The 22,754-nt window shown below is 47.3% G+C and carries 27 protein-coding genes; 1 reads left to right on the plus strand and 26 read right to left on the minus strand.

Features of this window, described 5'->3' with window-relative positions:
* Nucleotides 1-26: 26 nt before the first annotated feature.
* The 25 genes from recN to GLV97_RS04850 form a co-directional block, all read right to left on the minus strand.
* Nucleotides 27-1,757, minus strand: coding sequence for a DNA repair protein RecN (recN, locus tag GLV97_RS04730; RefSeq protein ID WP_160836079.1), 1,731 nt, complete (start codon nt 1,755-1,757; stop codon nt 27-29).
* A 17-nt stretch (nt 1,758-1,774) separates the two neighbouring features.
* Nucleotides 1,775-2,224: a transcriptional regulator AhrC/ArgR gene (gene ahrC / locus GLV97_RS04735; RefSeq protein ID WP_160836080.1), complete on the minus strand. Its 450-nt coding sequence runs from the start codon at nt 2,222-2,224 to the stop codon at nt 1,775-1,777.
* 63 nt (nt 2,225-2,287) lie between these two features.
* Complete coding sequence (locus GLV97_RS04740; RefSeq protein WP_160836081.1) at nt 2,288-3,106, minus strand: TlyA family RNA methyltransferase; 819 nt, start codon at nt 3,104-3,106, stop codon at nt 2,288-2,290.
* Between the two features lie 5 nt (nt 3,107-3,111).
* Entirely contained in the window at nt 3,112-5,004 is a 1,893-nt protein-coding gene (gene dxs, locus GLV97_RS04745; RefSeq protein ID WP_160836082.1) for a 1-deoxy-D-xylulose-5-phosphate synthase, read from the minus strand.
* An 18-nt stretch (nt 5,005-5,022) separates the two neighbouring features.
* Nucleotides 5,023-5,622: a hypothetical protein gene (locus GLV97_RS04750; protein WP_160836083.1), complete on the minus strand. Its 600-nt coding sequence runs from the start codon at nt 5,620-5,622 to the stop codon at nt 5,023-5,025.
* Between the two features lie 709 nt (nt 5,623-6,331).
* Nucleotides 6,332-7,204, minus strand: coding sequence for a polyprenyl synthetase family protein (locus GLV97_RS04755; RefSeq protein WP_237416843.1), 873 nt, complete (start codon nt 7,202-7,204; stop codon nt 6,332-6,334).
* A gap of 9 nt (nt 7,205-7,213) precedes the next feature.
* Nucleotides 7,214-7,450, minus strand: coding sequence for an exodeoxyribonuclease VII small subunit (locus GLV97_RS04760; RefSeq protein WP_027955442.1), 237 nt, complete (start codon nt 7,448-7,450; stop codon nt 7,214-7,216).
* Entirely contained in the window at nt 7,437-8,792 is a 1,356-nt protein-coding gene (xseA, locus tag GLV97_RS04765) for an exodeoxyribonuclease VII large subunit (RefSeq protein ID WP_160889155.1), read from the minus strand. The genes GLV97_RS04760 and xseA overlap by 14 nt, the downstream gene beginning before the upstream one ends.
* Nucleotides 8,793-8,804: 12 nt before the next feature.
* Nucleotides 8,805-9,656: a bifunctional methylenetetrahydrofolate dehydrogenase/methenyltetrahydrofolate cyclohydrolase FolD gene (gene folD, locus GLV97_RS04770; RefSeq protein ID WP_160889156.1), complete on the minus strand. Its 852-nt coding sequence runs from the start codon at nt 9,654-9,656 to the stop codon at nt 8,805-8,807.
* Between the two features lie 22 nt (nt 9,657-9,678).
* Nucleotides 9,679-10,056: a transcription antitermination factor NusB gene (nusB, locus tag GLV97_RS04775; protein ID WP_160840601.1), complete on the minus strand. Its 378-nt coding sequence runs from the start codon at nt 10,054-10,056 to the stop codon at nt 9,679-9,681.
* 137 nt (nt 10,057-10,193) lie between these two features.
* Nucleotides 10,194-10,601, minus strand: a complete 408-nt coding sequence (locus tag GLV97_RS04780; protein WP_160836087.1) for an Asp23/Gls24 family envelope stress response protein — start codon at nt 10,599-10,601, stop codon at nt 10,194-10,196.
* Nucleotides 10,602-10,616: 15 nt separating this feature from the next.
* Nucleotides 10,617-11,975, minus strand: coding sequence for an acetyl-CoA carboxylase biotin carboxylase subunit (gene accC / locus GLV97_RS04785; RefSeq protein ID WP_160836088.1), 1,359 nt, complete (start codon nt 11,973-11,975; stop codon nt 10,617-10,619).
* A gap of 15 nt (nt 11,976-11,990) precedes the next feature.
* A complete protein-coding gene (accB, locus tag GLV97_RS04790; RefSeq protein WP_160889157.1) occupies nt 11,991-12,491 on the minus strand; it encodes an acetyl-CoA carboxylase biotin carboxyl carrier protein in 501 nt (166 codons plus the stop codon).
* Nucleotides 12,492-13,136: 645 nt separating this feature from the next.
* Nucleotides 13,137-13,688, minus strand: a complete 552-nt coding sequence (locus tag GLV97_RS04795) for a SpoIIIAH-like family protein (protein WP_160836090.1) — start codon at nt 13,686-13,688, stop codon at nt 13,137-13,139.
* 12 nt (nt 13,689-13,700) lie between these two features.
* Nucleotides 13,701-14,321 carry a stage III sporulation protein AG gene (gene spoIIIAG, locus GLV97_RS04800; protein WP_160836091.1) on the minus strand — a complete coding sequence of 207 codons (621 nt, stop codon included), beginning with the start codon at nt 14,319-14,321 and terminating at the stop codon, nt 13,701-13,703.
* Complete coding sequence (gene spoIIIAF / locus GLV97_RS04805) at nt 14,314-14,919, minus strand: stage III sporulation protein AF (RefSeq protein ID WP_160836092.1); 606 nt, start codon at nt 14,917-14,919, stop codon at nt 14,314-14,316. The genes spoIIIAG and spoIIIAF overlap by 8 nt, the downstream gene beginning before the upstream one ends.
* Before the next feature lie 12 nt (nt 14,920-14,931).
* Nucleotides 14,932-16,104, minus strand: coding sequence for a stage III sporulation protein AE (spoIIIAE, locus tag GLV97_RS04810; RefSeq protein WP_160840604.1), 1,173 nt, complete (start codon nt 16,102-16,104; stop codon nt 14,932-14,934).
* 15 nt (nt 16,105-16,119) lie between these two features.
* Nucleotides 16,120-16,512, minus strand: a complete 393-nt coding sequence (gene spoIIIAD / locus GLV97_RS04815) for a stage III sporulation protein AD (RefSeq protein WP_160836094.1) — start codon at nt 16,510-16,512, stop codon at nt 16,120-16,122.
* Between the two features lie 4 nt (nt 16,513-16,516).
* Nucleotides 16,517-16,723, minus strand: a complete 207-nt coding sequence (gene spoIIIAC / locus GLV97_RS04820) for a stage III sporulation protein AC (RefSeq protein ID WP_008637060.1) — start codon at nt 16,721-16,723, stop codon at nt 16,517-16,519.
* 17 nt (nt 16,724-16,740) lie between these two features.
* A complete protein-coding gene (spoIIIAB, locus tag GLV97_RS04825) occupies nt 16,741-17,250 on the minus strand; it encodes a stage III sporulation protein SpoIIIAB (protein ID WP_160836095.1) in 510 nt (169 codons plus the stop codon).
* The gene (spoIIIAA, locus tag GLV97_RS04830) at nt 17,195-18,172 is read right to left on the minus strand and encodes a stage III sporulation protein AA (RefSeq protein ID WP_160836096.1); all 978 of its coding nucleotides are present in this window, start codon (nt 18,170-18,172) and stop codon (nt 17,195-17,197) included. The genes spoIIIAB and spoIIIAA overlap by 56 nt, the downstream gene beginning before the upstream one ends.
* A 199-nt stretch (nt 18,173-18,371) precedes the next feature.
* Nucleotides 18,372-18,929, minus strand: a complete 558-nt coding sequence (efp, locus tag GLV97_RS04835; protein ID WP_160836097.1) for an elongation factor P — start codon at nt 18,927-18,929, stop codon at nt 18,372-18,374.
* Nucleotides 18,930-18,950: 21 nt separating this feature from the next.
* Nucleotides 18,951-20,015 carry a M24 family metallopeptidase gene (locus GLV97_RS04840; RefSeq protein WP_160840608.1) on the minus strand — a complete coding sequence of 355 codons (1,065 nt, stop codon included), beginning with the start codon at nt 20,013-20,015 and terminating at the stop codon, nt 18,951-18,953.
* 1 nt (nt 20,016) lies between these two features.
* Nucleotides 20,017-20,472, minus strand: coding sequence for a type II 3-dehydroquinate dehydratase (gene aroQ / locus GLV97_RS04845; protein ID WP_160840609.1), 456 nt, complete (start codon nt 20,470-20,472; stop codon nt 20,017-20,019).
* Nucleotides 20,473-20,517: 45 nt separating this feature from the next.
* Nucleotides 20,518-21,033: a YqhR family membrane protein gene (locus tag GLV97_RS04850; RefSeq protein ID WP_160836100.1), complete on the minus strand. Its 516-nt coding sequence runs from the start codon at nt 21,031-21,033 to the stop codon at nt 20,518-20,520.
* A 324-nt stretch (nt 21,034-21,357) separates the two neighbouring features.
* Here GLV97_RS04850 and GLV97_RS04855 point away from each other — a divergent pair, with 324 nt between their 5' ends.
* On the plus strand, nt 21,358-21,762 hold the full coding sequence (locus tag GLV97_RS04855) for an SA1362 family protein (RefSeq protein ID WP_160840610.1): 405 nt from the start codon (nt 21,358-21,360) through the stop codon (nt 21,760-21,762).
* A gap of 10 nt (nt 21,763-21,772) precedes the next feature.
* Here GLV97_RS04855 and GLV97_RS04860 read toward each other — a convergent pair whose 3' ends face one another.
* Entirely contained in the window at nt 21,773-22,663 is an 891-nt protein-coding gene (locus GLV97_RS04860; protein WP_202409595.1) for a patatin-like phospholipase family protein, read from the minus strand.
* Nucleotides 22,664-22,754 lie beyond the last annotated feature (91 nt).

Raw genomic sequence — 22,754 nt, forward strand, 5'->3', positions numbered from 1 at the left:
TGGACTCGTCCATGCGCTTAGGTTGATCAAGATGATTTACTTTTATGTTTATCGGCCATAGTCAGCAGTTCCCTCGCGTGCTCTACGGTTGTAGCTGTCAATTCAGCTCCCGTAATCATGCGGGAGATTTCATCTGCTTTTTCATCGAGTGAGAGCTCTTTGGCAGCGGTCGATGTCCGCTCATCCTCCACACGTTTTTCTATCCGGACATGTGTATCAGCCATAGCGGCAACCTGTGGAAGGTGGGAAATACACAGCACCTGTGAACCCTCGGAAATGCCGTAAATTTTTTCGGCAATCGCCTGGGCCACTCTTCCACTGACACCTGTGTCCACCTCATCAAAGATCACACTGGTAATGCCCTGGTGTCTTGAGAAAATCCGTTTTAAAGCCAGCATAATACGGGACATTTCTCCTCCGGAAGCTACTTTATGTAGTTCTTTAAGCGGTTCGCCCGGGTTGGTCGTAATTAAAAACTTCACAAGATCAATGCCGTTTGGAAGCAGCTGGACAGGCGATCCTTCCAACTCCGGATCGCCTTGTCTGCCTGGTTTCGTCTGCAGATCGACTGCAAAGGCTGCTTTCTCCAAATAAAGATCCCGCAGCTCTACATGGATGAATTCGGCGAGCTGTTCGGCAGCTTTCGCACGAATTTCATGCATCCCCTGCGCCTCAAGAAGGGCGTCCTGAGACAATTCTGCAATTTCATTCTCCATCTTGCTCAGGTGAGAATCCTTGTTGCGGATTTCGTCGATCTCCTCTTCGATCCGGGAAGCATACTGAAGCATATCATCCACTGTCGCCCCGTATTTCTTCTTCAACCGGTTCAGCTCGTTCAGCCTGGACTCAATCTGGTTAAGACGCTCAGGATCAAACTCCAGTTCAGCCATATGGTTACTCAGCTTAAAAGTCATCTCTTCCATCAGATAATAAGTGTTAGTCATCTCTTCAGATAATTTCGCCAGATTATCATCCACATCCGAGGTGCTTTCCAGAGAGGTCATCGCATGACTAAGCCAGTCCAGTCCACGCTGCTCCCCGTACAAGGAGTAATAAGCATCATGAATCCCTTGATAGACCTTTTCGAAATTCATGAGTTTCTTCCGTTCTTCCGCAAGCTCATCATCTTCAAGCGGCTGCATTTCAGCTCCCTGAAGCTCTCGGAGTTGAAATTCGAGCAGATCAAGCCGCTGAGCCATTTCCTGTTCATTCTCACTTAATTCTTTATAGCGCTTCTTCATTGTCCTGTATTTGTCATAAACGCTTTCATATTCATCCAGCACAGATCGGAGCTCTTCCCCGGCAAAAACATCAAGCAGTTCAACGTGCCGGTCAGGGTCCATAAGCGACTGTGTCTCATGCTGGCTGTGAATGTCTATTAAGGAATGTCCGAACTCCCTCATGATCCCGAGTGTAACCAGCTTTCCATTCACCCGGCAGATGCTTTTCCCCTGATGGGTAATGGTCCGCTCCAGTACCACCATGCCGTCCTGATCAATATCCACACCGTAATCCTGCCCGACCTTATAGATCGGATGATCCGGCTGTACTGTAAATAAACCTTCAATTTCGGCCTTTTTTGTTCCATGACGAACAAATTCAACGGATCCCCGTCCGCCGGAAAGAAGCTGAATCGCATCAATAATGATGGATTTCCCAGCCCCCGTTTCACCGGTCAGTACAGTCAAACCTTCTTTGAACGTGATTGAGATCTCATCAATGATTGCAAAATCACGAATAGACAACTCTGTTAGCATGAAACCATCCACCTCAGTTATAGCATATTTAGCAGCTGCTCACTAATTGACTCCGTATGTTCTTCACTGCGGCAGATAATTAAGCAGGTATCATCTCCGCAGATGGTCCCCATAATTTCATCCCATTCCAGATTATCCACTAGAGCACCAACAGCATTGGCATTTCCCGGCAGGGTTTTCAAAATAATAAAATGTCCGGCCCGATCTATACTGACAAAGGCATCCATCATGAGCCGTTTCAGCTTTTCAAAGGGATTGAAGCGCTGATCTGCAGGGAGACTGTATTTGTAACGGCCATCCATCATCGGCACCTTTACAAGATGCAGCTCTTTGATATCGCGGGATACCGTTGCCTGGGTGACATTGTATCCCATACCCTTCAATCGGTCGACCAGCTCATCCTGGGTTTCAATATCGTCGTTTGTGATCAGTTCCCTGATTTTGATGTGACGTTGTCCTTTGTTCATGACCATCCTCCGTTTCAAGTCCTTCCATAAGAAAAGGGCCTGTACTAAGCCCTTTTACATTCATTATGCGTTTCTGCTGTGCGCCTCATGCGCTTCGTTGACTACAGCATCGATATCCACCTGTTCTCCATTGCTGCCGGCATGATCCAGCCGCAGGTGGACGAGGAATTCAATATTGCCATCCCCGCCGGTAATCGGAGAAAAAGTGAGTCCATAAACAGAATATCCGTGATCGGAAGCAAAATCAAGAATTGTTTTCACAACCTCTTTATGAATCGCGGGGTCTCTCACAATTCCCTTTTTCCCTACTTGTTCTCTGCCTGCTTCAAACTGTGGTTTTATGAGTGCCGCCACATCCCCCTGCTGCTCCAGAATCTCAGCAAGGACCGGCAGAATGATGCGGAGGGAAATGAAGGAGACATCAATGGAAGCGAACTGCGGCTGTCCGTGAGTCAGATCCTCTTTGGTCACATACCGGAAATTGGTACGCTCCATGACAACCACCTGGTCATGGTTGCGGAGACGCCAGTCGAGTTGATTATATCCCACATCTACAGCATAACTCAGCCGCGCTCCGTTCTGCAGCGCACAGTCCGTAAAACCTCCGGTGGAAGATCCGATATCAATCATAACCTTATCTTGAACAGAAAGGTCAAAGTGCTTCAACGCTTTTTCCAGTTTCAAACCGCCCCGGCTGACATAAGGAATAGGACGACCTTTAACCGTCAGTTCCAAGTCCTCCTCCACCTTCAAGCCGGGCTTATCGAGGCGGACTTGTTCATGAAATACAAGACCGGCCATGATGGTTCGTTTCGCTTTTTCCCGGGTTTCTATATACCCTTTTTCTACAAGTAATACATCTAATCGTACTTTTCTGCCCATATCGTTTATGCCCTCTGCTGTTTTGTTGGTATCAATTCTTTTAAGTGTTTCACCATGTTATCCGGAGTCAGGCCGATCTCTTCCCAGAGTTTTGGTACGCTTCCGTGTTCGATGAAGCGATCAGGAACTCCCATACGCCGCACCCACTGGGAGGTATAGCTGTTTTCCTCTGCGAATTCAAGCACCGCTGAGCCAAATCCACCCTGTAGAACAGCTTCCTCTACCGTTAAAATCGGAAGGCCCTGCTTCATGATGTCATGCAGCATAGACTCGTCCATCGGCTTGATGTAGCGGGCATTCACAACCCGTACAGAGCGCCCTTCCTTTTCAAGACGGTCCGCTGCGTCAAGCGCCATATCGATGGTTGTCCCGAACGTAAGAATAACCGCTTCCGTACCTTCTTTCAGAACTTCCCAGCTGCCCACGGGTATGGACCTCATCTGTTTATCCGTTTCGACCCCTTTCGCGTTGCCGCGCGGGTAACGAATCGCAAATGGTCCTTCATCGTATTCTGCCGCTGTATGGACGAGGTGCTGCGCTTCATTCTCATCTTTAGGCATGCTGATGATCATATTTGGAACAGACCTGAGGAACGCAATATCAAAGACGCCCTGGTGGGTTTCTCCATCAGCACCGACAAGCCCTGCACGGTCGATACCAAAAGTCACATTCAATTTCTGACGGGCTACATCATGGACGACCTGATCGTAACCTCGCTGCAGGAATGTGGAATAAATAGCCAGAAACGGCTTCATCCCCTGAGTCGCAAGACCGGCGGACATCGTTGTCGCATGCTGTTCGGCAATTCCCACATCAAACAAACGATCAGGGAATTCCTCACCGAACTTTTCAAGCTTGGATCCAAGGATCATCGCAGGTGTAACAGCGACAATGCGCTCATCTCCGTGTGCTTTTTTAATTAGAGCATCACTGATGACGGAGCTCCATGCGGGCGGGGCATTGACAGGCTTAATTTTTTCTCCTGATTCAATCTTATAGGGGCCGACACCATGCCATTTATCCTTCACATCAGTTTCTGCCGGATGGTACCCCTTCCCTTTCTTCGTCATCACATGTACGATGACCGGGCCGTCTGTCTTTCTGGCATAGTTCAGGTTTTCCATCAAGTCTTCAAAGTCATGTCCATCCACAGGGCCGTAGTACGTGAATCCGAGCTCTTCAAAAAACATGCCCGGAACGACGAAGTACTTCATACTGTCTTTCAAGCGTTCAGCCGCCTGGGCAATCTTCCCGCCGACAGCCGGAATCTTCTTCAGCAGCCATTCCAGATCATCTTTGGCACGATTATACTTCCCGGCGCTTCTCATCCGCCCGAGAGCCCCGTGGAGAGCTCCTACGTTTTTGGCAATCGACATTTCGTTATCGTTCAAGATAACGGTTACATTCTTTTTCTCATGCCCGATATGGTTCAGAGCCTCCAGCGCCATACCACCGGTCAGGGCTCCATCACCAATGACAGGCAGAATGGAATGGTCCTGTTTTTTCAGGTCTCGTGCAATCGCCATTCCCATGGCAGCGGATAATGAAGTTGAACTGTGTCCGGTTTCCCATACATCATGCTCACTTTCATCCCGCTTCGGGAACCCGCACAATCCTTTATATTGACGGAGTGAATCAAACTGTCCTCCACGTCCGGTCAGAATTTTATGGATATACGACTGGTGGCCGACATCCCATATGAAGCGGTCCACAGGACTGTTATATACTTTATGGAGAGCCAGCGTCAGCTCTACAACTCCAAGGTTCGCACCGAGGTGGCCGCCTGTAGTGGCGAGATTCTCAATTAAAAACTGTCTTACTTCTGCTGCAAATTCTTCCAATTGTTTCGTATTCATATCCTTCAATAACGAAGGGTCGTTGATTCTGCTCAGATCCATTGAAGGACCCCCTTGTATTTATCTTGATTTTTTAGTGGACGACATCATGTTTGATAATATTCTTACATTTAATTTGTTTTCTAACCAGGCAATCACTCTGGCAGCAAAAAAGATGATCCGCGTGGAATGATTGATGGCGAAGAATTTACCAAGTGCCTTTCCTCCCACTGTCAGAGCTGCCACGATGCTGGTAAGGAACACGTTGATCCCAATCTGAACGGCGGACCCTTCTGTGTACCCGAAACTCGAAGCGAGCTGAAGTACGACGACAGTGGAGGCCGTACCACTAACTATACCAGATATATCCCCTATTACGTCGTTACAGAAACTTGCGAATCGATCCGCATTTCTGACAATCGCAATAGCCTCCTTGGAGCCCGGGACCTTCTCCGAAGCCATTGCATGGAAAGGCTTCTCTTCAGCAGCTGTAGCTGCTATACCAAGCATATCAAAGACTACACCGGTAAATACGATGATAAATACAATGATTAGTCCAATGATCCACATGACTCCACTTAAAACGGAAGATGAGATAACTGAAAAAATAGCCGCTAACACAAATGTGATAACGGCGATGCTCAAACTGAAATTTACGGCTTTTTTTAATTTATTATCCATTCTTAACCTCTATATCCATATATAATCATAAATTGTTTATGTAAAAGAAAGGAATGGTCACAAAACGGGTAAAAATTGCGGCTTAGGTCTAGTAGGTTTTCCCAATCAAGTACCGAGTGTCACCACTCTGGCGGTTCCCCTTTAAACTCGACTCAGCCTCGTTTCCGATAACTGGACTAGATTGCCACTTAGTCCGCACTATAATTCCCGTTTCATGTCCATAGAACAGTCTAGGGGATTTCCCCGACAGCCTTTGACCGTTCCTTAGCCTCTTTTGCAGTTCTGATTTCATACAGCTTACGTCCCAGGACCACAGTGGCCATCTGTAGTCACAGGGGCTCATGGACTGTAATCCCCTCAAGAACCACTCAAGGCAGGCTACGCTGCGCACATAGATGTTACTCCATGTGCTGCAGGTTCATACCCCATTTCATAACGGTATCTGGCTCAGAGACCGTTACAAGAATGGGCCTCCGCGGAAGCAGGGTCAACGCCCACATGCCTTTGTGGATCGCCCTGCAACCTTAACTCCCAGCATCGACCCAAGGCTGGGCGCCTCAAGCCGACACAAGGAACTTCATCGATGTGCCCTTTGGCGGATTTTTAGGCCCGCCTTCAGGAACGGAGGACCGACTAGAATACTGCACCATTCCTTTTGTAAAAATAATATATCATATTTCAGCAGACACCTCAATCGAAATCCACTGGATCAATGATCACGTGTGCTCAAATAGTGAATAAGTTGTGACAGAACCGTGCCTTCCACACCCGCTTCTTTCAGTGCCGCCTGTGCGGTTCCGACGTAATCGTTCTTCTGATTTACCGCACCATCCAGGCCAAGGAGACCGGGATAGGTACTCTTATCATTGATCACATCACTGCCTACAGGTTTGCCGATCACTTCTGCATCGCCGGTAACATCAAGGATGTCGTCCTGAATCTGGAAAATGAGACCGAGAGCTTCTGCCATTTCACTCATCTGCTCCATCGATTCTTCTGATGCATTTCCGAGCCTCGCCCCTGCGCAGATAGCAAAATCCAATAACCGCCCCGTCTTGTTTTTATGAATATTCTCCAGGGCCTCGAGAGAAATTTCTTTTCCTTCACTCAGCATATCCTGCATCTGGCCTTCAACCATTCCCCTTGGACCGGCCGCCTTTGTCAGTTCTTGAATGAGAAATAATTTCTCTGTTTGTTCAAGAGACGGATCCTCAGCAATCAGCTGGGTGCTCATCGTAAGCAGGGCATCTCCGGCAAGGATGGCTGTCGCTTCATCGAATTTCTTATGGTTGGTAGGCATCCCGCGTCTGTAATCATCATTATCCATAGCCGGCAGATCATCATGGATTAAGGAATACGTATGCACCATTTCAAGGGCAGCAGCGGCTGTCACCCCTTTTTCTGACGGGGCACCAAAGGCTTCGGCTGTTGCAAGGAGCAGAATCGGCCGCAGTCTTTTGCCGCCCGCTTCTATTGAATAAAGAATGGAATCCTGCAGTCTTCCAGGAACAGTATAGTCCCTTACATACATCCTCAACTGCTCATTAATGAATGACTGTTTATCTGATAAATAGGCTTTCAGCTCCACAGGCTACTCTTCCTCCTGTACAGTGAATGGCTCAAAGTTCCCATGTTCATTCATGATCTGCTGCATCTGCTCTTCCACTGTTCCCAGTTTTTCACTGCATACTTTCGAAAGCTTCATTCCCTCCTGGTAGTACTGGATAGCTTTCTCAAGGGGAACTTCGCCGGTTTCAAGCTTCTCAACAATTTCCTCAAGCTGATTCATAGCTTCTTCAAAACTGATTTCCTGCTTATTTTCCTCCATTTTCATCCTCCTTCACCGATGTAACCTGACATTGAATCAGACCGTCCTGGATCTTAAGGGAAAGACTGCTTCCCTCTGACACCTGACTTGTCTTTTTAATGACCTGATCTTCCTCATCAAAAGGAATAGCATAGCCGCGTTTCATAATTTCCAGTGGGTTAAGCAGTGTTAGTTTATCAAGCGTGGAACGAAAACGGTCTTTCTTACGGGAGACGATGGTATCGAATGCTTTCTGAAGCTGTTTCGTCTCCCTTTGAAGCGCTTCGGTTCCTTCCTTGATTTTTTTATCCGGTCCCTGCTGTTCCAGACGTTTGATGAGATAGTTGAGCTGTTCCCGGCGGCTCGACTGCTGCGTGCTCATCTGTCTCGACAGACGCTCCAGCACCCGGTCCAAATCCTGTTCTTTCTGACGCATCAGCTGTTCCGGATACTTAAACGCGTAGGATTTTTTCAACCGGTTCAGTTTCTGTCTCGATTCTGCCCGTCGCCCATCCATTGATCTTATCAGCCTCTGTCTGAACTGCTGCACCTGCTCCCTTAGTTCTTGAATGGAAGGCACGGCCACCTCTGCGGCTCCTGTAGGTGTTGGAGCTCTCAGATCGGCTGCAAAATCGCTGATGGTTGTATCTGTTTCATGGCCGACGGCTGAGATGATCGGAATGGTCGACTCTGCAATAGCCCGGGCGACCATTTCTTCATTGAATCCCCAGAGATCTTCAATCGATCCTCCACCTCGACCCACGATTAATACATCACAATCGAGATGCTCATTAGCGTACCGGATGGCATTTGAAACCGACGCTGCCGCGCGCTCCCCCTGTACGAGAACGGGAAGGATGGACACCGGAACGATCGGATAGCGTCTCTTTATCGTCGTCAGGATGTCCCTGACAGCTGCGCCGGTTGGAGAAGTAATGACGCCGATATGTTTCGGATATGTAGGAAGCTTTTTCTTACGTTCCTTCGCAAACAAGCCTTCTTTCTCCAATTTTTCCTTCAGCTGTTCGAAAGCAAAATAAAGAGCTCCAATTCCGTCCGGCTGCATTTCCTTAATATACAGCTGATACTGGCCCATTGGTTCATATACGTTGATTTCACCTTTCACAAGGACATTCATCCCATTTTCAGGCATGAATTTCAACGAGCGGTTGCTTCCTGCAAACATCACGGCCTGAATTCTTGCCTGATCATCTTTCAGGGACATATACATATGCCCTCTTGAATGATGTTTGAAGTTGGAGATTTCCCCCCTCAGCCACACGGTCTTCAGATGGGGATCGCCGGATAGTTTCCGCTTAATATATTTGGTTAATGCCGTTACCGTTAAATACTGGTCCTGCACGATAACGCCTCCTTACACGCGGTGAATACGCTTCGCCGCCTTAATGGTGTTGTGGAGAAGCATGGTAATGGTCATCGGACCGACCCCTTTTGGAACAGGAGTAATATGGGAGGCCACCTCCTGAGCTGATTCAAAATCAACATCGCCCGTCAACTTTCCGTCTACACGGTTGACACCAACATCGATAACGACGGCCCCTTCCTTTACATGCTCTCCGGTTACAAGCCCCGGCCTGCCTGCCGCTACAATCAGGATGTCGGCCTGTTTTGTATGGGATTTTAAATCCTTTGTCCGGGAGTGGCAGTGGGTCACTGTTGCATTTTTATTCAGAAGAAGCTGCCCTACAGGTTTTCCGACGAGGTTACTACGACCTACAATGACTGCATGTTTTCCTTCTACATCAATAGCTGCACGTTCAAGCATCACCATAATGCCGTATGGCGTGCAGGGGAAAAAGGTATCCTGGCCTGTCAGCATTCGGCCTACATTTTCAGGATGAAACCCATCGACATCCTTGCTCGGGTCGATCGCTTCAATTATTTTCTGGTCGGAAATATGATCCGGAACCGGAAGCTGCACGAGAATACCATGAACCGTATCATCCTGGTTCAACCGGCTGATTAAATCCAGAAGGTCCTGCTCCGATGTATCCTCAGGAAGTTCAATAAGATCGGAATCCATTCCGACTTTTTCAGAAGCCCGCTGCTTTCCTTTTACATAAGACTTAGATGCAGGATCCTCTCCGATAATGACCACAACTAACTTCGGGTGTACACCTTTTTCATGAAGAGTGGTGATCTCCTGCTTCATCTCTTCCCGTAAATTTTCTGCTAACTGCTTTCCATAAATAACTTCTGCTACCATCTCCGATTCCCCCTGTTCAATGTTAGATCATCTTGGATAAAACGCCGTTGACGAACTTCCCGGAATCTTCTTCTCCGAAGATTTTAGCAAGTTCCACGGCTTCATTAATAGCTACTTGTGTCGGGACATCTTCGTTATGCTTCATTTCGTATGCGGCCATACGAAGAACGGTTTTCTCCACTTTCGGAAGCCGTGGGAAGGTCCAGTTATCCAAGTGGCCGGCGATCCACTGATCGAGATCATCCCGGTAGTCCATGACTCCGTGGACCAGATCGTTCAGGAATGGATCCACCTCCGGATCCTCTACCACATGCTGAATGGCCTCGTCTGTATCAATATCCTCAGTAATCGTCTGAAAAAGCGCCTGAAATGCTTTTTCTCGTGCTGTGCGTCGTTTCATGTTCATTCTCCTTTAAGGTAATATCCGTTAGAATCATAACATTTTAGTGGGATAAAAGCCATGATAACAAGGATATAAAGCCTGTTGTCTCCTGACTGCAAAAAGAAAAATCAGAAAGGGTTCCCCCTTTCTGATTCCTATGAATAGGCTTCTGTTTCGCTTTCTTCCTCTTTCGTCCCATCCATTTGGATACCGACGATGTGAACATTGATTTCACTGATTTCAAGAGCTGTCATGTTTTTCAAGGCCTGACGGGTATTGTCCTGGATTTTCTGAGCTGTATCCGGAATACTGATGCCGTAATCCATAACGACATAAGCATCAATCAAAATGCCGCTTTCCGTCAACTCTACCTTGACACCCTTACCGTGGTTTTTCTTGCCTAGACGTTCGGCTACACCGGAGGCAAAGTTCCCCCGCATCGAAGCAACCCCTGCTACTTCAGATACGGCTATGCCGGCAATGACTTCAATAACTTCAGGAGCAATCTCAATATTGCCTAATGTCGATCCATCTGTCACATTCAACAATTGTTTATCAGTCATTCATGACCACTCCTTTTAAGCTTCGTCTTTCATAATCGTATATTTCTCAAGGAATTTGGTGTTGAAATCGCCATTTACAAAAACCTCATGCTCCATCATACGCTGGTGGAAAGGAATCGTTGTATGGACACCCTCTACAACAAATTCATCCAGCGCACGTCTCATGCGGCGGATGGCTTCATCCCTGTCACGGCCGTATGTGATAAGCTTGGCCACCATGGAATCGTAATAAGGAGGGATGGAATAGCCCGGATAAGCTGCCGAATCCACACGCACTCCGAGACCTCCCGGCGGCAGGTACATATCAATTTTCCCTGCGGAAGGCATGAAGTTTTTATAAGGGTTCTCCGCGTTGATCCGACATTCAATGGACCAGCCTTCAAATTCGATATCTTCCTGTTTAAACGAAAGCTTTTCATCGTTGGCGATCAGCAGCATCTCTTTGATAAGATCCACGCCTGTCACCATTTCCGTCACCGGATGCTCTACTTGGATACGTGTATTCATTTCCATAAAGTAAAAGGAATTGGCTTCTTTATCGAAAATGAACTCCACCGTACCGGCTCCTGAATAATTAACAGCAAGGGCTGCTTTAACTGCCGCATCCCCCATCTTTTTCCTCATCTCTTCGGAAATAGCTGGAGACGGTGTTTCTTCAATCAGCTTCTGCAGACGCCGCTGAATGGTGCAGTCACGCTCTCCCAGGTGAACAGCGTTTCCATGGTTATCAGCCAGGATCTGAATTTCTACGTGGCGGAAGTCTTCAATGAATTTCTCGATATAAACACCAGGGTTGCCGAAAGCTGTTTCCGCTTCCTGCTGGGTCATACGGATCCCTGTCTTCAAATCCTCTTCATTACGGGCGACGCGGATTCCTTTTCCTCCACCGCCGGCTGTAGCTTTGATGATGACCGGATAGCCGATTTCCTCCGCCACCTTCAATCCTTCTTCCTCACCTTTGATGATTCCCGCAGAACCGGGAACAACCGGAACCCCTGCTTCTCTCATCGTCTCTCTGGCAACATCCTTCGTACCCATTTTTTGAATGGCGTAAGCGGACGGTCCGATAAAGGTGATGTTGCATTCTTCACACATTTCAGCAAACTCCGCGTTTTCAGAAAGGAACCCGTATCCCGGGTGGATCGCATCCGTCTGTGTCAGCGTAGCCAGACTTAAAATATTGGTATAGCTCAAGTAACTGTCTTTACTTAATGTAGGTCCAACACAATAGGCTTCATCTGCCAGCTGGACGTGTAAGGCTTCTTTATCAGCTTCAGAGTAAATGGCGACCGTCTCAATTCCCATCTCTTTACAAGCGCGAATGATCCGGACAGCAATCTCACCTCTGTTTGCTATCAAAACTTTTTTAATCAACGTCTCATCCCCCGCTTACTTAGACTTCACTCGGAACAACGGCTGTCCATATTCGACAAGTTCCCCGTCTTTTGCCAGAATTTCTACGACCTCACCAGATACTTCCGCTTCAATTTCATTGAAAAGCTTCATAGCTTCAACGATACATACAACGGAATCCTCTTTGACATCATCGCCGACTTTCACATAGGCATCCTGTTCCGGTGATGGCGATACATAGAACGTCCCAACCATTGGAGATTTGATTTCAGCATCGTAATCGCTGGAAGCAGCTTCTGCTTTCGGTGCTTCCTCTGCAGCCGGCTCCTGAGCAGCTTCCCTGCTCTCCACCGGCTCCTGAGCCTGCGGCTTCGGCTGCGCCTGTACGGTCTGCTGCGGCTGTACGGGTTCTGTAACGACCTGCTCCTGCTGTTTTTTCATTGAAACTTTCGTCCCGTTTGCTTCATAGCTGAATTCATCAATCGAAGACTGATCGATCAGCTTAATGATTTCTCTGATTTCCTGTACCTTTAACATAGCTGGCACCCCTTTTATGTATAGTTGCTTTATAACTGGTACTAATAACTCCTCTTAACATTCTATTATAGATTCCTGCATTCCTGCAACTGAACCTCCCGAAAGAAGGTAGAAAGACAGGCCTCAATCGTTAACATTTGGCAGTTCTATAGGTCCCCGGATTTCTATATTCACCACTATTTCCATACAGGAATAGTTTTAACCGCACAAAAAAAGCCACCGTTAAAACGGCAGCTTACAGCTTGGAGAGAAACCTTTTTTCAGTGACTCCAAAGGAGCGGGCATCCATACTTGGTCATGGATAGGATCTTTCCCACGCAAGCGGGAGTAATACAGCCTGTAATGTTCTTTTGAAACGGCGAAGGAGCTATGCCTACCTTTTCCTTTTATCGCAGCGTAAAGTTGTTTTCCACAGGGACCGGCACGAGGAGTGTTCGGGGGTGACGCCTGCGGGAACAGCGCGAGCCGAAGATCCACTTGGTCAAATGATTTCTTGACCAAGTCAGCTGAGGCCGTGCCCGCGGCAAGCATCCGCCGATAAGCAGAACGTGCCCCCTCTACACGACAAATGGACCACTCTAACTGGATAGGACGAACTTTTTTCTACAGACTGAAAGCTGCCGTTAAAACGGCAGCTTACGTATTTCATCCTGCAGGCTGGAATTGAACCTGAACCTGCTTATGTCCGAATTCATCAGAGACCATCTGGATAATCTGGTTCGTTTCTTCCTTGGATAATTCCTGAGCTTTCACCGTTACGTGCACAACGTCATCTTCAGCGCGGACGAGCACATCATCATACTGAGCGCTTGCCAGAATCGTATTTTCAATGATGGATTCTTTTGATTGATTGGTTTTGATTGTTTCCATTTTCTCTAAAGCTTCATTTTTCTCTTCCGTCGTGAAATCACTGGACGCTACAATCTCGGAAAGCTGCTCCTGAACCTGATCCCGCTGGTTTTTCATATCCAGACGAATCGCTGAAAATAATTCGTCCGTGGAAATTTGAGAAATCACTGTACCGTCGCCTGCAGTTTCAATGTTTTCCCCTTCTGCCTCTTCACTCGTCATTTCAGCCCAGTCCTCTTCCTGAATGAAGGCCATCTCTCCGTTATCCGGGGATGTCATATAGTACACACTCAGCACGATCAAAAGACTCAACATTGTCAGAAGCCAAACGGTTTGTTTTTTTACCAAGGGAATCCCTCCTTATTGTTTAGGCAGAACTGATATTCTATGTGTCGGTACATCAAGCACCCGGGAAACAGCTTCAACCACCCATTCCTTTACTTGTATTTGATCAACCCCCTTAGCGGTTACGAATACACCGCTCACTTCAGGCTTGGACGTCTGAGTAAGCAGTGGAACTTCGCGGTCGCCTTGACGGACCAGAACCAGCTGCTGTTCTCTCGTATAATCTTCAATCTCTCTTTCTCCTCCATTCTTATCGGATTCTTTTGTGTTCTGCTTGCCTATAATTAAGTTTTTGTCATACTCCTTCTTGTGCGTGGATGAAAGGTTAATCATAATATCGACAGCACTGACTCCCTGGATGTTTTCAAGGAGCGGCTTGAGCTGCTTTTCATACTCTCCTTCCAGCTGTGTGATGGAATCGGTCTGTTCTGGAGATGGAGAAGTTTCTGAAACAGCCTGTTCCTGCGTATCCCCTGTCGTAGGAGGGGTACGGGGCTCTGCATCCGGCTGGAACCAGCTGCTGACCAGAATGATTAGAACTCCTATCATTCCAAGACCAATCAAATACTTGGTCTTATTCACCTTCTTCCCTTCCTTATCGGACGACAGAGTGATCTTATTCCACCATTTATTCATCCTGATCCTCCCAGTGGATTTCAATTTGTTCAGGTTTCAAGTCCAGTTTTGTACCCACCCACTTCACCAGTTCTGTATCTTCTTCCTGAGAAACCGCTGGTGAGGGCTCATCCATAAAGGAAATATCGACATTCTCAACTTCCCCCATCTCCTGGCTTCGTGATATCGTCAGGGTTACTTTTTCAAGTGTTTCCATGCTGTATGGCTGTCCAGTAAAAGTCATCGCCGTATCCTGAAGCGTGACATCCTTCTCTTCTTTCAACGAAGGTGCAAGTTCAGCAGATAGAGCTTCGGTAACCTGTTCTAATTTATATGCATCTTGTCCCTGCAGTATTTCATTTTTCTTAGATTCAATAGTGTCATCCAAACTTCCGGTATCCCACTGCTCTTCCATCTTCTGATCAGCCGACTTCAGAAGGCGTTCAGGGTCGATCTGCAAAAGCTGCAGCAGGGGGCCGAGAAAAACGAGGAGCAGTAAAATGGACATGACAAGTCTGGCATAGTTCTTCATGACACCGGATGGCAGCAGGGCATCAGCAACCATCGCCAATAAAAGGAATAATACGATCCTTGTGATCCAGTCGATAAATAATTCCATTATCGTATCCCCTTATCTGATCATCATTGTGATATTACTGGCCGCCACCATAATGACTATGACGAGGAAAAACATCATGGAAACCATAAGCAGAGCAGCAAAAATATAGAAGATGTGACGGCTGACTACGTCCATCGCCTGGATGACCGGGCCGTCACCAAGCGGCTGCAGGAGCGCAGCCGCCAGTTTATAAATAATCGCAATCGCAAGAACCTTGATCGACGGAAAGACGGCAATTCCAAGGAGGATGACCACCCCTGCTATTCCAAGCGTGTTTTTTAATACAAGGGAGGCTCCTAATATGGTGTCGGTCGCATCTGTAAACAACCGACCAACCACAGGAACAAAATTCCCCGTTACAAACCTGGCCGTTTTCATCGTTATCCCGTCCTGAACAGCTGTGACCGTCCCCTGAACGGAGATAACACCCAGGAAGACGGTAAGGAAAATCCCCATAACAGCCATCCCCGTCTTCCGGAGCAGTTCCGCTAAGTGATCCACCTTAAAATCCTCATTCAGACTGCCGACAATCAATAAAAGGGCGGATGATGTAAACAATGGGATGAGCAGGTATTTCACCAGCAGGCCGCTGGACTGGACGAGAGCGATGATGATGGGATGGAAAAATGAAATGGACATTAAATGACTGAACGAAGCCATTATTCCGAGAAGAAGAGGGATGAGACCGATCATGAAGCTGCTCATCCGCTCCACAGCATCCAGCGTATAGACGATCACCTGCCGGAAGCTTTCCAATGCCAGGGTAAGCAGGACCAGATAGACGACCATGTAGGCCGCTTTACTAACGACTGAATTTTGAAAAGCGGACTGTACAGACTGAAGCAGTGTGCTGAATAATGTTAAAAATAATAATGAGGAAAGCAGCCGGCCATTCAAGAGAAGTTCATGAAAGAAGAACTCCACGATGCCCGAATACCAGTCGGAGGACTCCAGCGCTCCTTCTTTCTGAATAAACTCCTTGAAATTGTCGTGTTGAAATGTCGGCATATAGTTCCCGTACTGGTGCTGCAGTTCCTCCCAATTTGCTTCCATATCGTCGGTTGAAATGTATTCGGACATAGGAGGCACTGTGGTTTCCGGAGCTTCAGGAGATGCCGCAGAAGCCGCTGGAAACAGAAAGCCACCTATGATTCCCACACACAGACACATCCATAGACGTTTCATCTGCTCCCCGCCTCCCTAACCTCCGGGTATAAACTGAAGTATGGTTTCAATGACAGCTGTGACAATTGGAATAGCAAGCATAAGAATGAATAATTTCCCGGCGAGTTCCACTTTCGATGCCAAAGCATTCAGACCGGCATCCCGGATGAGCTGGGCACCGAATTCAGCGATGTAGGCAATACCGATGATTTTTAATATCGTTTTAAAATACATCGGTTCCACCTGCGCCTGGTCAGCCATATAGGAAAGCAGTGTGAATACATAGGTCAGCTGATCGAGAACGGTCAGGAAAATAATGATGACGGTAAAAAGGAGAAGAAGAAAAGCGGCCGAAGATTTCTGTTCCTGCAGCAGAATGATCAGCATAGCCGCAATGAGCCCCAGCGAAACAACCTGGATAATATCCATAAAGCTATCCCTGGTAGAGAAACACAGATTTAATCTGTTGGAACAAGTCAGCCAGACGGTGCAGGACGATAAACAAAACAATGATGAATCCTGTCAATGTGACAGCCTGGGCGATCTCTTCCTTTCCCATTTGTTTTAGAATACTGTGAATCATGGCAACGATAATTCCTACTCCCGCTATTTGAAAAAGGATTGTAGCATCTTGGAGCACAATGGTCCTTCCCCCTTCTATATAATTAGAATGATGACTAGAAGACCGCTTAAAACCCCCATTCCTCTGGCCATTTTCTGGTACTGTTCTCCTACTTCCAATGCTTCCTGAAGCACTCTGTCCAAATGGTGGATCGTCAACTGAATCTGCTTCTGCTGCTGCTCGAGATCGTGCTGACCGAGTGTCCGGCCAAACTGAAGCAGAATTTCCAGTTCTGTTTTACCCATGGCATTCCACGGCCAATGTTTTTTCATCATGGACTCCCATAAAACAGCAAATTCCCGGCATCCATCCTGCTCCTTTTGCAGCTGCTCAAAAAATCCTGCCACAGGCATGGGCAGATGCCTCGATAAGGTGTCACACACCTCCCAGAGAGAAGATTGACCATAAACCATTTCCGCTTCAATCAGCTGGAGTGCGTTCTTCCACTGCCTGATATGACCAGGCCTTTTCTTGAACCTTGATGCGATTTCAAACCCGCCCAGTGTTGTAACGGTTAGAATGATAACGGCGCCCATCCACTCCATCCATCCGCCCTCCTTCTCCTTCACCAAGAACTTGTCCAACATGGTTATACACTTTCCATGTAATGGCCGACCCTGCAGATAGACGTTCGAGATTAATATAACGTTCAAAAACCTGGTCGTGCAGGAGTCCCGAAACAGATGGTCTCCGGCTCACAGATTCAACTCCGGTACCGTGAATGCTGCAGATGACCTTCACTCCTGTATAAACAGCTTCCTGGACAGCACGTGCATCCTTTTCCCCACCGATTTCATCGACAATTAAGACATCCGGGGACATAGACCGGATCATCATCATCATGCCGTCAGCTTTTGGACAGGCATCCATCACATCCGTGCGTGCGCCGACATCCAGCTGTGGAACCCCCCGTAAACTGGCAGCTATTTCCGACCGTTCGTCCACGACTGCAACTTTGGAGGAAGGGTATGAACCGGTGGGGGATCCAATCACAGACGCCAGCTCACGAAGCAGTGTCGTTTTACCGGAATGGGGCGGCCCTATGATTAAGGCACTCCTCCAGCCCTTTTCGTCATAAAGGTGGGGAAGCAGGGAGGATACCTGCCCCTTCGTCGATCGAGCGACACGGATGTTCATAAAAGAGATATGCTTCAACGTTTCAACTTTATCCTCCTGTGTATTCGCTTTACCTGCGAGGCCTACACGGTGACCGCCTTCAATGGTAATGAACCCTTCTTTTAACTCATCCTTGAATCGATAGAGTGAGAATTGACTGATTTGATTCAATACGTAGGAGAGATGATCCGCAGTCACCGGCAGAGAGTCTAAAACGGAATAACCAGAACTGCTGATCACCTCTATAGGACGTTCCACCCTTAAACGGATTTCCTGTACCCTCCCCCAACCCACCTTCTCTAGTAAAACCTTCTGAAACGAAGGCGGAAACAGACGTAAAATCTCTTTCATCCCTCTTCTGCTCCTTTGTTTGGTTTACTTCATATGTATGTCCAACGTCTATACTTATGACAGATGAAATCATATAAAAGTAGAAGAACATCAGCCCGTACTAGAGTTCTACTAGAGCGCTCCTCTACCGCTCAAGGGTGAAGGAGGACATAAAAAAAGCGTGCTCCCTTTTCGGGAACACGCCTGGTTTCCTATTTCATTACGCACGGGAGACATACTTGCCGTCTGTTGTGCTGATAAGTAGTACTTCTCCTTCATTAATGAAGAAAGGCACCTGAACCGTTAATCCTGTTTCAAGCGTCGCAGGTTTCGTACCCCCGCTTGCCGTATCACCTTTGATTCCCGGTTCTGTTTCTGTTACTTTCAGTTCAACGTTCTTCGGAAGCTCAACGCCAATCGTTTCTCCCTGATAAGACTGAATCTGCACTTCCATGTTTTCCTTCAAGTAATTCAGCTGTTCCTGAATGGTTGCAGAAGGAATCTCAACCTGCTCATACGTTTCCATATCCATGAATGCGTGCATGTCACCGTTGGCGTAAAGGTACTGCATTTTACGGTTTTCAATGTGAGCACGTTCTACTTTTTCTCCGCCGCGGAACGTTTTTTCCTGGATGTTTCCGTTACGAAGGTTACGAAGCTTCGAACGTACAAAAGCGGCACCTTTCCCTGGTTTTACGTGTTGGAAATCCATAACCTGCCAGATTCCACCATCTACTTCAATTGTTAATCCTGTACGAAAATCGTTTACTGAAATCATACGTTGCTCCTCCTTCTTTCCTTACAAAGTAATTAGCTCTTTCGTTGATTGACTCAAACGCTCGTTTCCGGTCTTCGTTACGATCGTATCATCCTCAATACGGCAGCCGCCGACATCCGGAACATAGATCCCCGGCTCCACAGTGACGACCATTCCTTCCTCCAGAATGGTCTGATCAGAACGGAAGGAAAGCCCCGGGCCTTCATGAACATCAAGACCGATGCCGTGGCCTGTGGAGTGTCCGAAATAGTCCCCGTATCCTTTTTCCTTTATATAGTCACGGGTCAAAGCATCCGCTTCCTTACCGGTAATGCCTGCTTTAATACCTTCCATACCTCTTAACTGCGCCTGTAAAACCGTATCATAAATGTCTTTCAACTGATCACTGATCTCACCAACAGCGACCGTCCTCGTAATATCGGAACAATACCCTTTATAGAGAGCACCGAAATCCATGGTGACAAGCTCACCGGATTGAATCTCCTTTTCCGAAGCTGTGCCGTGCGGAAGGGCTGAACGGTAACCGGACGCTACAATAATGTCAAAGCTGGAGGAAACGGCTCCCTGCTTCCTCATGAAAAACTCCAGTTCATTGGAAATATCAATTTCCTTCACACCTGGTTTTATGTAGCTTAGAATGTGGTCAAAAGCATCATCGGCAATCTTAACAGCATCCTTTAATATACTAATCTCCTCATCGGTCTTAATCAAGCGTAATTTTTCCACGAGCCCTGAAGTCGGCACTAGTTCAGCATCCATCGCCTGCTTGTACTGCTCGTAGGATGAATATGTAACATGATCTTTTTCAAAGCCGATCCGTTTCAATCCAAGTTCTCTGGCTTTTGCCGCTGCCTCTTCGTGAAGCGGACGCTTATGTTCGATGATATCAAAACCTTCCGCCTGATCAGCCGCCTGTTTGGTATATCGGAAATCCGTAATTAGAAAAGCATCACGATCTGTAATGAGCAGAGCTCCTGAAGAACCTGTAAAGCCGGAAAGGTAGCGTCGGTTTTTCGCACTGGTGATCAATAGTGCATCCAGTTCCTTTGTCGCAGCTGCTGTACGCAGTCCTGTCAATTTCGTCATCTTATCGATCTCCTCTCTCATTCAGCTTATGAATCAACCCTTCTACCGCCAGACGGTATCCATCCATCCCAAATCCTACAATCTGTCCAGCGCATACAGGAGCCAGCATCGACGTATGCCGAAAAGCTTCTCTCGCGTGAACGTTGGAAATGTGGATTTCTATGACTGGTAAGGAAACGGAACTCACCGCATCCCGCAGGGCTACACTCGTATGAGTGTAAGCAGCAGGGTTCATGATGATCCCGTCTGCAGATGCGTCGGCCTGGTGAATCCAGTCCACAAGATCGCCCTCATGATTGGATTGGTACGCTTCCACCTCGAAGCCGGCTTTCTGCGCGGTCTCTGAAACGAGCGTGACCACATCCTCAAGCGTTCCGGTGCCATATGTACCGGGCTCCCGGATACCGAGACGGTTCAAGTTCGGTCCATTTAATAAATAAATCTTCTTTTTTTCCATTCCATATCCCCACCGTTCCCCAAAGGATCATACAGTTAAATTTTATCATACTCCTTCCTTATTTGAATAAGAATCTGCTGTTTGATTAAATTCATGATACTCATAAGATATGGAATACCCTACAAACACACCGTATAAGATAAACAAACAGGCCGTGGTCACCCACGTGTCACTGCTCAGTTCCATGAACCCGGGAATCGCCGGAAATACAGGTGTCAATACGAAATAGACCACACCCCAAAGAAGCAGCCCGAAAACCGCGCCGGGCCATATGCCTTTTCTTGACCTTAGAGTAAAGTAGTACACGAACGCTGTGCCGATCGAAAGAAGTGCAACAATCAGCACCGATAGAACTTCTGCAAGCCATGTTCCTGTCCAGTCTGTCTGCCAGAAGGAACGGAATATAAAGGATGCTGCTGAGACTTCCGAAAAATGAAAATAATAGGCTCCGGCCCCCAGTGCACTCCATAGAAGCCCGCCGGCAAAACCTGTAGCTGCCGCCTTGGTGGCTACACTCTGCCTCGGCTCTTGTTTCCGTTGATCTTTTGTTTGTTCTGCCATCTCCATCACCTCTGTCCTCATTTTAACCAACCCGCATTTTTTCATGCCTGCATTCATAATAGACCTAGTGATTCTTCTCCATTTGTTGTAAAATAAAGGTCTAGAGGTTTCTAGTTTAAAGGCGACAGTCAGAAGGAAAGAAAGAAGTAACCCCGAATCTTTCACCTGAACTTTGAGTATAAATACTGTATAAATTAATCTAGTACGGAAACAATTTTAAATAACACATACCAGCCGCAGAACATGTTGAAAAGTGTACAATCCAGGGTATATATAACTAAAGATGGCGTGCAGGTGACCAATACTAGAAGGGAGGACATTTACATGCGTAACTGGATGACACCAGTCATGTACATTTTGATCGGGCTTGCCATTTTCTTCGTAGGCGTTCAGCTGTTCACCAATACATCAGGTTTCTTAATTAACATAGTGATTATGATCGGGATGGCGGCTATCCTGTATGGAGCCATCTACTACTTCTTCCTCCGCGGCCGCGGATTTAGTGGAGGCTCCGGCAACCGCACAGAAATGAAAAAGTACAAACAGGCCGTAAAACAATCCAAACAAAAATACAAACAGCCCGCTCCAGCTATTAAGAAAAGCCCCGCTGCCAAGACAGCTGTCAAATCAGCTCCGTTTACACGCAAAAACCGCAGAAGAACAAACGGGCCGCAACTCCGGGTCATTGAAGGAAATAAAAACAAAGACAAAAATCGAGCCTCTTTTTAAAGGCTCGATTTTATTTTGTCCATCTTTTTAAAAATTCCAATGCATGCTGACGCCCATAATTCATTAAATGTTCTTTTTCTTCATGCGTCATATGAAAATCGGTCGTTTCTATTCCGCTTACGGGGATAAAGAGAATATCTTTACTGATGGATTTGGAAATATAGCGGGAGTCGTGTGCGCGCTGCATCGTTTTGAAGAGGGCATGAAACATTTGGATGGCGTTTCTGATTTTCTGTTCGGGAAGCTTATCCGGTTCATCGCTTAACTTCAAGCCGATGACAGGTCGCTTCCGGCATCCATCCTGCTTTTCCCATATCCATAAAGGAAAATTACTTAAGACCCCTCCATCGACAATCACCGATTTACCACGCTTCCCATGAATTTTCACGGGAATGAAGAAATAAGGAAGACTCGAACTCATTCGTACAGCCTTCGCAACGGAAAACGTTGCCGGGTCAATGCCATAGGTGCTCTTTAGATCATCCGGGAGAACGACAATTCTTCCTAAAGTAAGATCCGAGCAGATAATTTTCAACGACCCCGGCCGTAGATCTGCAAACGTCCGCACCCCTTTTTCTTCCAGCCACTGTGCCAGTACGGTTTCCATCTGAGCCCCATTGTAAAGGCCGAGGCGGTAATACAGAAACAACCATTTCATGAAGGGGAAGACGCGGTCCGTGAGAGGGATATGGATTAATTCTTCAAACGACATGGACATCAGGCGTGATTTGATTTCCTCCGCCGTGTAGCCGGAGGCTGTTAACGCAGCCAAAATCGCTCCCGCAGAAGTCCCGGCTGCCCGGCGGAAAACGTAGCCTTGATTCTGCAGTTCCTCGACCGCTCCGATAAAGGCGAGTGCTTTCACCCCCCCACCGGAGAATACGCCATCTACATTCACCATGCTCCACCCCACTTTAATTCATTATAAACAGGGGGAAAGCTAAATAGAACGCTGTGGAATAATTCCACGCGTCCTTCCTTCGTGCGGACAG

The organism is Halobacillus litoralis (assembly GCF_009856355.1).
Taxonomy (GTDB): domain Bacteria; phylum Bacillota; class Bacilli; order Bacillales; family Halobacillaceae; genus Halobacillus; species Halobacillus litoralis_B.